Annotated in this window: 9 protein-coding genes and 1 pseudogene; 3 read left to right on the top strand and 7 right to left on the bottom strand. The window is 63.9% G+C overall.

Going from position 1 to position 14,680, the window contains the following annotated elements:
- The first annotated feature begins 116 nt into the window (after positions 1–116).
- Together O3300_RS09630 and O3300_RS09625 are read left to right on the top strand one after the other, a co-directional pair.
- Positions 117–2,129, top strand: a complete 2,013-nt coding sequence (locus tag O3300_RS09630) for a S9 family peptidase (RefSeq protein WP_305052791.1) — start codon at positions 117–119, stop codon at positions 2,127–2,129.
- A 183-nt stretch (positions 2,130–2,312) separates the two neighbouring features.
- Positions 2,313–2,603: a hypothetical protein gene (locus O3300_RS09625; RefSeq protein ID WP_152281270.1), complete on the top strand. Its 291-nt coding sequence runs from the start codon at positions 2,313–2,315 to the stop codon at positions 2,601–2,603.
- Positions 2,604–2,676: 73 nt separating this feature from the next.
- Here the strand turns inward: O3300_RS09625 and O3300_RS09620 are convergent, their stop codons facing one another.
- From O3300_RS09620 to O3300_RS09605, 4 genes and pseudogenes are all read right to left on the bottom strand, one after another.
- Entirely contained in the window at positions 2,677–3,210 is a 534-nt protein-coding gene (locus O3300_RS09620) for a tail fiber protein (RefSeq protein ID WP_251350470.1), read from the bottom strand.
- A gap of 48 nt (positions 3,211–3,258) precedes the next feature.
- Positions 3,259–3,792, bottom strand: a complete 534-nt coding sequence (locus tag O3300_RS09615) for a phage tail protein (RefSeq protein ID WP_305052790.1) — start codon at positions 3,790–3,792, stop codon at positions 3,259–3,261.
- 30 nt (positions 3,793–3,822) lie between these two features.
- A complete protein-coding gene (locus tag O3300_RS09610) occupies positions 3,823–4,080 on the bottom strand; it encodes a phage tail protein (RefSeq protein WP_257219084.1) in 258 nt (85 codons plus the stop codon).
- Between the two features lie 144 nt (positions 4,081–4,224).
- Positions 4,225–4,323 (bottom strand): annotated as a pseudogene (locus O3300_RS09605) (tail fiber protein); the annotation flags it as partial.
- A gap of 593 nt (positions 4,324–4,916) precedes the next feature.
- Here O3300_RS09605 and O3300_RS09600 point away from each other — a divergent pair.
- Positions 4,917–11,567, top strand: a complete 6,651-nt coding sequence (locus O3300_RS09600) for an IPT/TIG domain-containing protein (protein ID WP_305052789.1) — start codon at positions 4,917–4,919, stop codon at positions 11,565–11,567.
- 66 nt (positions 11,568–11,633) lie between these two features.
- Here O3300_RS09600 and O3300_RS09595 read toward each other — a convergent pair whose 3' ends face one another.
- From O3300_RS09595 to O3300_RS09585, 3 genes are all read right to left on the bottom strand, one after another.
- Complete coding sequence (locus tag O3300_RS09595) at positions 11,634–12,662, bottom strand: acyl-CoA dehydrogenase (RefSeq protein ID WP_305052788.1); 1,029 nt, start codon at positions 12,660–12,662, stop codon at positions 11,634–11,636.
- Positions 12,663–12,821: 159 nt separating this feature from the next.
- Complete coding sequence (locus tag O3300_RS09590; RefSeq protein WP_289898533.1) at positions 12,822–13,451, bottom strand: hypothetical protein; 630 nt, start codon at positions 13,449–13,451, stop codon at positions 12,822–12,824.
- Positions 13,452–13,667: 216 nt separating this feature from the next.
- Positions 13,668–14,348, bottom strand: coding sequence for a hypothetical protein (locus O3300_RS09585; protein ID WP_305052787.1), 681 nt, complete (start codon positions 14,346–14,348; stop codon positions 13,668–13,670).
- Positions 14,349–14,680 lie beyond the last annotated feature (332 nt).

Genomic DNA, 14,680 nt, shown 5'->3' with positions numbered 1-14,680 from the left:
GTCCCCCGATTCTCGTCCCCTGTCGCGTAGTCAACCTGGCAATACGGCTTTGGCCTATGATGTGCTGGCACATGCACGTGTGAAGTTTCCCTTCATTCATCAACCATGAGGTGTCCATGATTCGCTATGTCCTGCCTGTCCTGTTGTTCGCCAGCGCACTGCCAGCGCACGCCCAAGCTCCTGTCAATGACACGCCGCTGATCGAGCGGGCCAAGCTGTTTGGCAATCCCAGCAAGTCCGGCGGGCGCATCAGCCCGGATGGCAAGTGGCTGTCGTGGATCGCGCCGCGCGACGGCGTGCTCAATGTGTGGGTGGCGCCGGCCAGCAATCCGGCGCAGGCGCGCCCGCTGACGGAAGAAAAGGTGCGTCCCATCCGCAGCAGCTTCTGGTCGCCCGATTCGAACACCCTGCTGTTCATCCAGGACAAGGGCGGCGATGAAAACTTCCTGCTGTACGGCGTGAATGTCGTGAGCGGCAAGCAGGTCAGTTACACGCCGTTCGAGAAGACCCGCGTGCGCGTGATCCAGATCAGCAGCAAGGTGAAGGACCGTATCTTGATCGGCATCAATAACCGCGATGCGCGCTGGCACGACGTGTACAGCCTGGACCTGGCCAGCGGCAAGCTGACCCTGGTGCTGCAGAACGATGGCTATGGCGGCTATGTGGCCGATGAGCTGCTCAACGTGCGCATCGCCAGCAAGGCGCGCGCCGATGGCGGCATGCAGTACTTCCGCATCACGGACGGCAAGGCCGAGAGCACGCCGCTGGCCGAGGTCGGCCTGGAAGATGCGCAGACGACGTCGCCGCTGGGCTTTACGGTCGACGGCAAGACCTTGTATTGGACCGATTCGCGCGGCCGCAATACTTCGGCGCTGCTGGCGCAGGACGTGGCCAGCGGCAAGACCACGGTGGTGGCGCAAGACCCGCGCGCCGACATTTCCGACGCCCTGTACGACACGCGCACAGGCAAGGTGCAGGCGTATTCCGTCGACTATCTGCAGCACGAATACCTGCCGCTGACGGACGACCTGAAGGCTGACCTGGCCTTCCTGAAGAAGCATGCCAAGGGCCAGTTCAACGTGACGTCGCGCACGGACGCCGATGACAAATGGCTGGTGGGCGTCGATGCCGTCACGGCGCCGGCATCGAGCTGGCTGTACGACCGGAAGAGCAAAAAGCTCACGCAGCTGTACGTGACGCGGCCCGAGCTGGAAGGCGCGCCATTGGTGCCCATGTATCCGCAGCAAATCAAGGCGCGCGACGGCCTGACCCTGGTGTCCTATCTGACCTTGCCGCAGGCATCGAAGGCGGGCGCCGGCGGCGTGCCGTCGCAGGCGGTGCCGATGGTCCTGCTGGTGCATGGCGGCCCGTGGGCGCGCGATACCTATGGCTATAACAGCTACCATCAATGGCTGGCCAACCGCGGCTATGCGGTGCTGTCCGTGAATTACCGGGGCTCGACGGGCTTCGGCAAGCAATTCATCTCGGCCGGCGACCTGCAGTGGGGCCGCAAGATGCATGACGACTTGCTCGACGCCGTGCAATGGGCGGTGAAGAGCGGCGTGACGACGGCCGACAAGGTGGCCATCATGGGCGGCTCGTATGGCGGCTACGCCACCCTGGCCGGCATGGCGTTCACGCCGACGACGTTTGCCTGCGGCGTCGACATCGTCGGCCCGTCGAACCTGTTTACCCTGCTGCAAACCATTCCGCCGTACTGGGAAGCGGGCAAGCAGCAGTTCTACAAGCGCATGGGCGATCCGACCACGGAAGAGGGCAAGGCGCTGCTGAAGGAACGCTCGCCGCTGAACTTTGCGCAGAACATCCAGCGCCCGCTGCTGATCGGCCAGGGCGCGAACGACCCGCGCGTCAACGTGGCGGAATCGGACCAGATCGTGGCGGCCATGGCGGCGAAGAATATCCCCGTCACCTACGTGCTGTTCCCCGACGAAGGGCATGGCTTTGCCCGGCCCGTGAACAACATCGCCTTCAATGCGGTGACGGAAAACTTCCTGGGCCAGTGCCTGGCGGGCCGCGCCGAGCCGATCGGCGCCACGCTGAAGGCGTCCACCGCGCAGGTCAAGCATGGCGCCGGGTTTGCGCCGGGGCTGGAAGAGGCGATGCGGTAGGCGGAGAAAGCCGCGAGGCAGGCACTGCACAGGCGGCCGGGGCGGATGTCCTTGGCCGCCTGTGTGCCGCCGAGTGCGGTGGTGATGGCGTTCATGTCAAAAACTGTGTAAAAGCGGCAATGCTTCCATTAGAATAAATCATTGCTTCAATTACACAGCCCATGAAATGGAATGCCTGGAATGATGAATGTATTGACCCTGGAACACTTTGCCGCGCGCGTCAACGACACGTTTATCTCGGTCGGCGACGGGAATGCCGCTTTCATCCTGAAGGAGGCGCGCCCGTTGCCGTCGGCCACGCTGGAAGGTCTGTTGCGGGCGCCGTTCAGCTTGTTATTCCATAACAGTTCCCCCATCCTCTTCAGCCAGAAAATCTTTCAGCTGCAGCATGATGCATTTGGCGAGGTGGGTATCTTCCTGGTGCCGGTGGCGCGTGACAACCACGGCTTTCTGTATCAGGCCGTGTTCAACTGAGAATGCCGCTGATGCGGGGCAGGCAGGGCCAGGCGGGAGTCCGATGGCGCCGCCTGCCCGGGGCGTTCAAGCCTCAATCAAACGCGGGAAACTCGCCTTGCAGGGCGATGCAGAAATTTACCGCCAGCAGGGGCTGGCGATTTTCATGCGCCTGGCCGCCACCCGCGCTGCCGATGGTCAGTGGCGACAAGGTGACGTTCGGTGTTGCCGCGGGCACGAACGCGTTCGTGCCCGTGATGCTGGTCAGGCCATCGCCATTTTGCGGCACGTTGCGCTGCAGGGTGGCATTGGTCTGGCGGCTCAAGGTCAGTTGATGGGTGTGGTTGGGAATCTCCGTGAGATTCAGCTGGACGGTATTGCTGCCGAACGTTTCGCCCATCACACGCTGCGTCAAGCCTGGCCCCTGGCCCTGGCTGCAGGGCGCGCGTCCTGTGAAGTTGGGCAACTGGAAGGTGTTGACGCCATCGCCGCCATATTGCGTGCCGATTAATGAAAACAGGGCGCTGAATTGCCTGATCTGCAGGGTGGCGCCATTACAGCTTGCCCACCCGGCAGGGGTGAAATTGAAGCCAAAGACTTGTATTTCGCCAAGATATGGTGATGTCACGGTAGGTTCTCCTGATCGATTTTATGGGCTGCGCTTGCGTGCTGGCTGCTATTGTTGGGATGGGTAAATACCTGCCCATGCGATGCAAAACGAGGCGGTCAGGGTGGGCATGGTGTTGTCATGCGGCAAGCTGCTGCCTGCAGTGCCCGTTGCTGCGGGCGCCATGTCATAGGTCGTGAGGCCAGCCAGGCTGCTCGTGTACATCTTGTCGTTATTGACCGGTGCCGCCAGCTGTGCGCTGGTGCCTGGCGCGTTGCTTGTCGCCAGAGTGCTGATCGCACTGAAGACGTGCGTATGCGCAGGCATCTGGGTCGGCAGCAAGGTCACCGTTTCGCTGCCCCCCTTTTGCCCCATGACCCGGGGTGTCAGGCTAGGGCCGGTGCCCTGATGCAAGGGCACCTGGCCGCGCAGGTCGGGTACACCGAATGTATTGACGCCGTCGCCGCCATAGGTGGTGCCCAGCAGGGTATATAGCACCTCGTTATTGGCGATGGACTTCAGGCTGCCGTCGCAGGCAAACCAGCCTTGCGGTATGCGGGGAAAGGAAAACAGGCGGATCTCGCCGACATAAGGTGTAGTCATGACTTTGCTCCGTGGGAAGTGGCTGGCATGTTAGTTGCGCGATGGGAAGACGCCGTTCAGGGCGATATTGAAATTGAGTACCTGGAAGGGCTGCATATTGTTATGCGGCAGGCTGCCGCCCGTCTGGGCCAGAACCAGGTTGTTCAAGGGCACTTGCGGGCCTGCCGTGCCATAGATGGCTTCCGTGCCGCTGCCGCCATACAGGGTGTTGGTCGGGTTCTTTGTAGTGCCTGGCGTGGTCAGCGCATTGGCCGCGTGCGTATGCGGTGGAATCTGACTCAGTGTCAAAGTGATAGCTTCCGCGCCGTTACGAGCGCCGACCTGGTAGGGGACGGGTTGCCAGGAAGCGTCCACCGAACTGCCCGAGCCGACAGGGGTGCTGCCTTGTAAATTTGGCAATGCAAAGTTGGTCGTGCCGTTCCCCCCGTAAAAGGTACCCAACAGGGCAAACAGTGCCTGATTCTGCGTAATTGGCAGCAATTGCCCGTTACATGCTGCAAATCCACGCGGTGCAAACGCAAATCCGCTCATCATGATTTGTCCCAAATACACTTCAGCCATCATCGTTCTCCCGCTGTTGGAATGTTATTGAATGTTAAAGGAATAATATTTTCCATTTGCAATCAATATTGTTTTTTGAAAAACCCTTTTTGTTATAGTTACTTTATTGAAATCTCGAGGTAGCATACGTTGTCGTATGGCAAGCGTCAACATCTGTTGGCCCTCTGGAAGAGCCCTGAATGGGGATCGCTTGCAGCCTGAATCCATGGTTCTTTTTGTCCAAAAAACTCTGTATTGGAGAAATCATGTTGCGTATTTGCAACGATATCGTCGCCCGTCCGGCACATTTTTTGTTCCTTGCTTTTGTCGCAGGAATTCGAGGGCCGGCAGCGGCTCGCCGGGTAGGCCTGGCATCAGCGTTTGGCCGTTTCCTGTATTGCAGCGTTACGCTGTGCTTGCTGATGCTGGCGCTTGGCGCAGGCCCGGCGCAGGCAGCCAACGGCGATCCGAGCACGAAATGTATTCCCAATCAGAGGAGTTTTACTGTCGCATCAGGCGACTCCTATGTCATCGATTTGTCGCTGTGTAGCTCATTTGGCCTGACGGACAATGGCGCGACTGCCTTGCACGGCACGATTACTGGTCTCGTCAATAACGGTACCGGTATTGCGACCTATATCAATAATGGCGACGGGGCGCTGTCCGACAGCTTTGTCCTGTGGGATGAAGACAGCAAGGCGGTGACTTTTACGGTGACCGTCCTGCCCCCTGCGGCTGCCTTCACCGTGACACCGGGCAGCATATCGGCGCCCGTGATCGGCGTGGCGTACAGCCAGGCGATGTCGTCGACCGGCGGTGTCGCGCCTTACAACTACGCGCTTGTCTCTGGTGCTTTGCCACCTGGCATCACTGTGTCGTCGACCGGCGTGATTTCCGGCACCGTGACGGCGACCGGCGCCTATGTGTTCGGCATCAAGGTGACCGACTCGACCTCAGGCACGCCGCTGACCGTCACCAAGAATTACTCCGTGTCGATCGCCGTGCCCACCCTGTCCATCACGCCCACGGTGCTGGCGGCAGGCGGATTGTCGGTGCCCTACAGCCAGCAGATGTCGACCGCGAACGGCACCGGGCCCTTTGCGTATGTGGTGGAATCGGGCAGCCTGCCGGCGGGCCTCACCCTGTCGGGCAGCGGCTTGCTCTCGGGCACGCCCGGTGCTTTGGGCACCTACAACTTTGTGATGAAATCGACGGACAGCACGGGCGGCAATGGACCATACAACACGTCCAGAAGCTATTCCCTGGTGATCAATGCCCAGCCGCCGCCTGCCGTCACAGGTGTGTCGCCTGCGCTCGGTCCGGTTAGCGGCGGCACCGCCGTCACCATTACCGGTACCGGCTTTACCGGCGCAACGGCGCTCAAATTCGGCAGCAACAATGGCCTCAGCGTTACCGTGCTCAATTCCACGACCATCACCGCCACGTCGCCAGCCGGCACCGGTGTCGTGAACGTATTCGTCACTACGCCAGGCGGCACCAACGCCGCCGATCCGTCAAACCAGTTCACCTATGTTCCGGCACCAGCGATCACCAGTATTTCGCCGACGGCGGGCCCAGGCGGTGGCGGCACCACGGTCACCATCAACGGCTCGAACTTTACCGGCGCGACGGCGGTGACCTTCGGCGCGACGGCGGCGACCGGCTACACGGTCAACAGCGCCACGCAGATCACGGCGACGGCGCCAGCCGGTACGGGCACGGTGGATGTGCGCGTCACGACGCCCGGCGGCACCAGCGCCACCAGCGCGAACGACCAGTACACCTTTGTGGCATTGCCGACAGTGACGAGCATTTCGCCCACTGCGGGGCCGGCAGGCGGCGGCGCCACGGTCGTCATCAGTGGCACGAACTTTTCCACCACGACGGCGGTGACCTTCGGCGCCACGGCGGCGACCGGCTACACGGTCAACAGCGCCACGCAGATCACGGCGACGGCGCCAGCCGGCACGGGCACGGTGGACGTGCGCGTCACGACGGTCGGCGGTACCAGCGCCACCAGCGCTGCGGACCAATTCACCTACGTGGCAGCACCGGTGGTGAGCAGCATTTCGCCCACGGCCGGTCCCGCCGCGGGGGGGAGCACGGTCACCATCAGCGGCACGAATTTCAGTGGCGCGACGGCGGTGAGATTCGGCGCTACTGCCGCCATCGGCTTTACGGTCAACAGCGCCACGCAGATCACTGCGACGGCGCCAGCCGGCACGGGCACGGTGGATGTGCGCGTGACCACGTCGGGCGGCACCAGCGCCACCAGCGCGGCCGATCAATTTACCTACGTGGCGGTGCCGACGGTGACGAGCCTGTCGCCTACTGCTGGCCCCATCGCAGGCGGCAGCACGGTCACCATCAGCGGCACGAATTTCAGTGGCGCGACGGCGGTGACGTTCGGTGGCACGGCAGCCATCGGCTTTACCGTCAACAGCGCCACGCAGATCACGGCGACGGCGCCAGCCGGTTCCGGCACGGTGGATGTGCGCATCACCACCATCGGCGGCACCAGCGCCACCAGCGCGGCGGACCAATTTACGTACGTGGCAGTACCGGTGGTGAGCAGCATTTCGCCCACGGCCGGCCCGGCTGCCGGCGGCACCACGGTCACCATCAGTGGCACGAATTTCAGTGGCGCGACGGCGGTGACCTTCGGCGCCACGGCAGCGACGGGCTTTACGGTCAATAGCGCCACGCAGATCACGGCGACGGCGCCAGCCGGCGCGGGCACGGTGGACGTGCGCATCACCACCATCGGCGGCACCAGCGCCACCAGCGCGGCGGACCAATTTACGTACGTGGCGGCACCGGTGGTGAGCAGCATTTCGCCCACGGCCGGCCCGGCTGCTGGCGGTACCACGGTCACCATCAGCGGCACGAATCTCAGTGGCGCGACGGCGGTGACGTTCGGTGGAGCGGCCGCCTCCGGCTTTACCGTCAACAGCGCCACGCAGATCACGGCGACGGCGCCAGCCGGTGCCGGCACGGTGGACGTGCGCATCACCACCACCGGTGGCACGAGCGCCACCAGCGTGAATGACCAGTTCACGTATGTGGGCGCACCGGTGGTGAGCAGCATTTCGCCCACGGCCGGTCCCGCCGCGGGGGGGAGCACGGTCACCATCAGCGGCACGAATTTCAGTGGCGCGACGGCGGTGACGTTCGGCGGCACGGCAGCGGCGGGCTTTACCGTCAATAGCGCCACGCAGATCACGGCGACGGCGCCAGCCGGCACGGGCACGGTGGACGTGCGCGTCACCACCATCGGCGGCACGAGCGCCACCAGCGCGGCGGACCAATTTACGTACGTGGCAGCACCGGCGGTGAGCAGCATTTCGCCCACCTCCGGCCCGGTCACTGGCGGCACCACGGTCACTGTCAGCGGCACGAATTTCAGTGGCGCGACGGCGGTGACGTTCGGCGGCACGGCAGCGGTGGGCTTTACGGTCAACAGCGCCACGCAGATCACGGCGACGGCGCCAGCCGGCACGGGCACGGTGGACGTGCGCATCACCACCACCGGTGGCACGAGCGCCACCAGCGCGAACGACCAGTTCACGTATGTGGGGGCGCCGGTGGTGAGCGGTATTTCCCCGGCCTCCGGTCCAACGACGGGCGGCAGCAGTGTCGTTATCAGCGGCGCGGGCCTTGGCGGCGCGACGGCAGTGACGTTTGGCGGTGCGGCGGCGACGAGTTTCACCGTCAATAGCGCCACGCAGATCACGGCCACGGCGCCAGCTGGTGCCGGCACGGTGGACGTGCGCGTCACCACTGTCGGTGGCACGAGCGCCACCAGCGCGTCGGACCAGTTCACGTATGTGGTGGCGCCGGCAGTCAGCGGCATTTCACCTGCCTTCGGCCCCATCGCCGGCGGCACCAGCGTGGTCATCACCGGTACCGGCTTTACAGGTGCCACGGCAGTGCGATTCGGCGGCAGCAATGCCGGCAGCTTTGTCGTCAACGGCGCCACGCAGATCACGGCCACGAGTCCATCGGGCAGCCTGGGCGTGGTGGACGTGAAGGTGACCACGGTTGGCGGCACCAGCGCCAGCGGCGCGGCGGACCAATTTACGTATATCCCGACCGGTGTCATCACGTTTGCGACACCGACCGCGGCATCCGTTCCATTGGGCAACAACTTCAGCAATGCGGCGACCTCCAGCCTGACGGGCGGCAGTTATGGCGCCTTGAGCTATACCAGCTCGAACGCGGGCGTGGCGACTGTCAGCGGCACCGGCGTCATCACTCCGGTCAGCGCCGGCACCAGCACCATCACCGCGACGCAAGCCGCGGTCGCAGGGGTCAATGCCCAGGCAACTCAAACGTATACCTTGACCGTGACCTCGGCCATCGGCGTCACCCCGGCCAGCTTGCCGGGGGCAACCGTTGCCACCGCGTACAGCCAGCAACTGACGGCCAGCGGCGGTGTCGGTCCGTACACGTTCGCGATAACGGGCAGCCTGCCTGCCGGCATGAGCTCGAACGCCAGCGGCGTCTTGAGCGGCACGCCTACGGCGGCTGGCGATTTTGCGCTGGTGGTGCAAGTGACGGATTCGCGTCAATTCACGGGGACGAAGAGCTACACGCTGTCCGTCGCTTCGGCGGTACTGGCGCTGAACCCGGCCAGCTTGCCCAATCCGACGGCGGAAGCGGCCTACAGCACGACCCTGACGGGGACGGGCGGCACGGCGCCGTACAGCTATGCCGTGGTGGGCACCTTGCCCGTGGGCCTGAGCCTGAATACGGCTACGGGCGTGCTGTCCGGCACGACGAATGCGGCGGGCAGTTTCCCGTTCAGCATCAAGGTCACCGACAGCAGCACGGGCGTGGGTGCGCCATTCAGCCTCAGCAAAAACTACACGCTGACGGTAGCTGCGCCCACCCTGACCCTGACGCCGGCCAGTTTGGCGGCGATCCGTGCGGGCGACGCGTATAGCCAGCCATTCACGGCGGCCGGCGGTGTTGCGCCTTACGTGTACTCCCTGAGCAGCGGCGCCTTGCCGACCGGCCTGGCGCTCGACGCGGCGACCGGCATCGTCAGCGGCACGCCGACGGTGGCGGGCAGCTTCGCCTTCACCTTGCAGGCGAAGGACGCGCACCAGTTCACGGTGCAGCAAGCGCTGACCCTGCAGGTGAACCAGGCGCCGCCACCGGTGCCCAATGAAACGGCGACCACCTCGGCCAACCAGGAAGTGAGCCTGACCATCGCTTCCACGGATGGCAGCCCAATCACGGACGTGACCATCGTCACGCCGCCGCAGCACGGGCGCGTTACGGTGGTCTCGAGCGGTGCCTCGGCGCGCATGGCGCGCGCCGTCGCCGGTGCGAGTTTCAAGGTGACGTATGTGCCGAATGCCAACTACTTCGGTCCGGACAGCTTCAGCTACACGGCGACGGGTCCAGGCGGCACCTCCGCGCCGGCCACGGTCAGCGTGACGGTGGCGCCGCAACCGGTGCCGGTGCCTGTCGCCAAGACGGCGACGGTACTGGCCGGTACGCCGGTGACCCTGCAGGTGACGCAGGGCGCGACCGGCGGCCCGTTCACGGCCGTGGCCATCACTACGCAGCCAGCCAGCGGCACGGCAGTCGTCAATGGCATGGACATCGTCTACACGCCAGGCATCAACACCAGCGGCGACATCAGCATCGGCTACACCGTGTCGAACGTGTTCGGCACCTCGGCACCGGTGAAAGCGACCATCAGCGTCAATCCGATGCCGCAGGTGGCCAGCCAGAGCGCCACGGTGGTGGCGGGCCTGACGGTGACGGTCGACCTGACGGCGGGCGCCACGGGCGGCCCGTTCACGGCGGCCAATGTGCTGAGCGTGGCGCCGGCCGAGGCGGGCAAGGTGGTGGTGCGCGACGTGGGCACGGCCGGCAAGCCGTCGTACCAGCTGAGCTTTGCGGCTTCGGGCAAGTTTGCCGGCGCGGCCGTCGTCAGCTACACCCTGAGCAATGCCTTTGCCACCTCGAAGCCGGGCGTGGTCAACGTGACCGTGACGGCGCGGCGCGACCCGTCGCTCGATCCGGAAGTGATCGGCTTGCAAGCGGCGCAAGCCGATGCGGCGCGGCGCTTCGCCACGGCGCAGCTGTCGAACTTCACGCAGCGCCTGGAAAGCCTGCATGGCGATGGCTGGGGACGGTCGAACTTTGGCCTGAGCCTGACGCCGCCGAACGACAGCGGCAATCCGACGGCAGCGCTGGCGCGCTGGCAAGAGCAGGAAGCGGACCGCGTGTTCGGCACGGCCGTGAAACCGTTCATGCGCAAGGCGTCCCTGCGCCAGCCGGATGCCGGTTTCAGCAGCGATAAGGCGGTGGGCGGCACGGATGTCAGCCAGGCAACGAATGGCTTGCCGGACATGCCGCAGAAGCCGGACACGCAGAAACAGGCGCTGTCGCTGTGGCTCGGTGGCGCGGTCGATTTCGGCCAGCATTATGTGAATGGCCGCGACACGGGCTTCCGCTTCCGCACGAATGGCGTGAGCGTGGGCGGCGATTACCGTTTGAGCGACCTGGCGACCCTGGGCGTGGGTGCCGGTTTCAGCCATGACCGCAGCGACGTGGGCCAGAACGGCAGCCGCAGCACGGCCGACAGCGCCGTGGCGGCCGTGTATGGCAGCCTGCGTCCGAGCAAGGGCGTCTTCCTTGACGGCGTGCTCGGCTATGGCACCCTGCAATACGACGCGTCGCGCTACTTGACCGATGGCAGCGGTTTCGCCACGGGCGAACGCGACGGCAAGCAAGTGTTCGGCGCGTTGGTGGGCGGTATCGAGATGCGCCAGGAAACCTGGATGTGGTCGCCGTATGGCCGCGTGGAACTGATGTCGGCCAAGCTCGATCCGTACACGGAGAAGGCGGCGGGCATCAACGCCCTGAGCTACTTCAAGCAGACGGTGCGTTCGCGCATCGGCGCGCTGGGTGTGCGGGCCGAGGGTATCTATGTCGGTGGTCTGGGCACGTGGTTCCCGCGCGCGCGGCTCGAGTACCGCCACCAGTTCCAGGGCGCCGATGATGCGCGCCTGGCGTATGCCGACCTGGTGGCCGACGGTCCCGTGTACGTGATCCGCACAGTGCCGCAGCAGACGGGCAACTGGACGGCGGGCCTGGGCGTCAAGCTGCTGTTGTCGAACGGCATGACCATCACGCTGGACTACAACAGCAATCTGAATATCGATAGCGGACGTACCCAGTCGGTGATGTTCGGTATCGCCATGCCGCTCAAGTAATCAGTCAGCCTTCAGGCTAGCCCTGATCGCCGGCCCGGAGTCCATCCGGTCCGGCGATTTTTTTTGTCACAGCGACCAAGGATGGTCTTCTGCGCCGGCGACGATGCCGCCCAGCACGGACTGGTCGCGTTCCGCGTGGCTCTGGCGCAGGAACACGGGCAGGTCGGCAGCCAGGCGGGCGAAACGGGCATCGCGGCACAGGGGGCCTGCGCCCAGCGCCCGCGTGGCCAGGTGCAAGACCAGGGTGGCGGCGTCTTCCGTTGCCAGGCGCAGGCGCAGGGCCAGTCCCATGGCGTCGCGTTGCGGGTGCTGGTCGATTTCCGCGGCGCCTTCGCGCAGCAGGGCGCCGGTGGCGCGCAAGACGCAATCGATTTGTCCCAGCTGCGCCAGGCGGACGGGGTCGGGCGCGGCGTGTTGCGCGCGCGCATGCAGGTGGCTGGCGACGGCGCAGGCCGCGCCATACCAGGCGGCGGCGATGCCCGCGCTGCCATGCCAGTAGCCGGGCCGCTGCAGATAGGCGCCCGGCGCGCCCACGGGAAAGGCGCGCGCGGCAGAAAAAGTCACGTCGACGCTGGCGCAGGCATGCATGCCGACGGCTTGCCAGCCTTCGTCCGTGACGAGCACGCCGGGCTGCGACAGGGTCACCGAGGCCAGGCAAGCCTGGCCAGCGTCGTTCCAGCAGCTGATCAAAGCATGGCTGAGGCCCTTCGCCCCGGCACACCAGGCCTTGCGTCCGTCGAGCACATGGCGGCCCTCGGCCGTTTGCCGCAAGCGGACGCGCGCGCCCGGCAGGTCCGCGCACCAGACGCCCCAGCTGCTGCCGGCCGGCACGCCGGAGCCGCCGATTTCCGCCAGGATGGCGAGCGCATCGGTATGGCCTTCATACAGCTTGAGCAGGGAGAGGTCGACGGCGGCGATGGCGGCCAGCATTTGCCAGCGCTGCAGGGTGGCGCCGTGGCCGGGCAGGGGCAGCTGCTCCAGTCCCGCGTCGCGCAAGCGCCGCAAGCCTTCGATGGGGTGGAAAGCGCTGTCCTGAGGCTGCAGCAGGGCGTCCAGTGCAGCGTGGGAGGGCAGGGGAAAGGCATGGTGTGACATGGCAAGCTCCTGTTTTTCTACAGGATAGCTTTTTATTTTTGCAATGTCTGTTTGATTTTACACAGATACCCGCTCACGCTAGCGAGTCCATGAAGCGGCGGGCGAGAAGATGCACCGTGGCAACTGCAGGGCCGGGCGGCCCTGCAGCTGATCACGCGCTTATTTTTTCACGTAGTGCACGTCCAGGACATACACGCCCTTTTCCGGGTCCAGCACCACCGAGTACAGGTCGTTGCCGCGCAAGGACAGGCCGCCGGGGACGCTCAGCGCCGCGTGCATGCCCTCATCCCACATGCACGATTCGCCATTGTCCACCTTGACGCACCATTGCTGTTTGCCATCGCGCAATACATATTGCACGGTGGCGCCGCTGCGCTGGAAGGTATAGGCCGGCACCGACGAGGTGAACTTGTCGACGCGCAAGTTCGTTGCCGCGGCATTTTCCGCCAGCTTGATCGGCATGTCGGCTGTACCGTCCGGCTTGCCGGTGATTTTCGCGCTCATGCCGTCCGTCGCGACCACGGGGCCGGTGCAATCGGCCTTGAAGTAGGTTTCGCCGGTCGGCGTCAGTTCCAACGAACCGCTGCCGTCGCTCTTGAGCGCGACGACGAGCACTTGCCGGTCGTGATTGTCACACGCCGATTGCCACGTGCCAAGATATGCGGCCAGTGGCGAGGTGGAACCGGAATCGCCGGCAAGCTGCTGCGCCGAACTACCCCCACCGCCGCCACCGCAGCCGGTCAGGAGTGCCGCGGCCGAGCCGACCAATACTGCCAATAATTTTTTCATTCAGAGTCCTTTTTATCCGGCAGCGGTGCGTGCCGTCAACGCGGCCTGATTATAGGATTATTAATAGGAAGGAATTCTCACCGAATCTATCGCTGACTTGATTTGGATCATGTCGCGGCAATGCGCTGAAATGGTTTGCGGGAATGAAGGGAGGATGTGGTGTAACTGGTGCGCATTGCGCCGCTCACGCGGCGCAATGGCTGATTACTGACTGATTTATTGTTTTACATAGTGCATATCGAGCACATAAGCACCGTCTTTTTGCATCACGGTAAACAATTCGTTACCGCGCAAATAAAAGCCGCCGTTGTCACTTACTGCCTGTTGTATGCCGGTATCCGGGATGTCCGTGGTGTCGCCACTGCCATCGGTGATGCGCCAATTGGGTTTGCCATTGACCAGCACCGTGGTGACGGCCGGGCCCGTAATCTGGATGGTGTGGGCTGGCAGCGACGATACGACCTTGTCGATGCGGATGTCCGAGGCCGGGCTGTCCGCCGTCAGCTTGAGCTGGATATTGCCTGCGCCATCCGGCGTCGCGGTAATCTTTTCACTCGTGGTTTCCGTAAATTGCACGGGGCCGCTGCAATCGGCAGTGCTGAAGGTTTCATCGTAAGTCGATATTTCCAGGGCGCCGCTGCCATCGTTCTTGAGGGCGACGACGAGGCGCTGGCGGAAAGAGTCGTTACATGCGGGAGTCCAGGTGCCAACATAGGCGGCCAGGGCGGGAGGAGGCGGAGGTGCGACCACCACTGGAGGGGGCGCTACCACCACTGGCGGGACCGCTACGTCTGCATTGCCGTTAGCACTACCATTAGCACTACTGTTTCCGCCGCCACCGCAACCAGTCAATACCACTGTGCCCGATACCATTAATAAAGCCAATACTTTTTTCATCCGTGATTCCTGTAAATCTTCAACCGGCTGGAAGCGTGCCGTATACGCGGCGATATTATAAAGTACATGCGTATCTTATTTTTGTGAAATTTGAAATTGGCCGCAATGCCGGTATTGAAAATGGTCATCGGATAAATTCCGGCAGGAGCGGTAGAACATTCTCCTGGTGCTGATGCGGCGGGAAATAAAGGAAGGTAATCTGAAGTGCGGCCATTCAATGGCACCGAGGAGAAACAGGCGGGTGCCACGCCGAATCCGGCGCGAGGCAGGTATTGAGTTGGCCGTTTATAAAATTCGTGCCGGCGCCTGAATCTGGCGCCGGCCGCCGCCGG

The organism is Janthinobacterium sp. SUN206, assembly GCF_030587305.1.
In the GTDB taxonomy this organism is placed as follows: domain Bacteria; phylum Pseudomonadota; class Gammaproteobacteria; order Burkholderiales; family Burkholderiaceae_D; genus Janthinobacterium; species Janthinobacterium kumbetense.
This window is presented reverse-complemented; position numbering and strand designations above follow the sequence as displayed.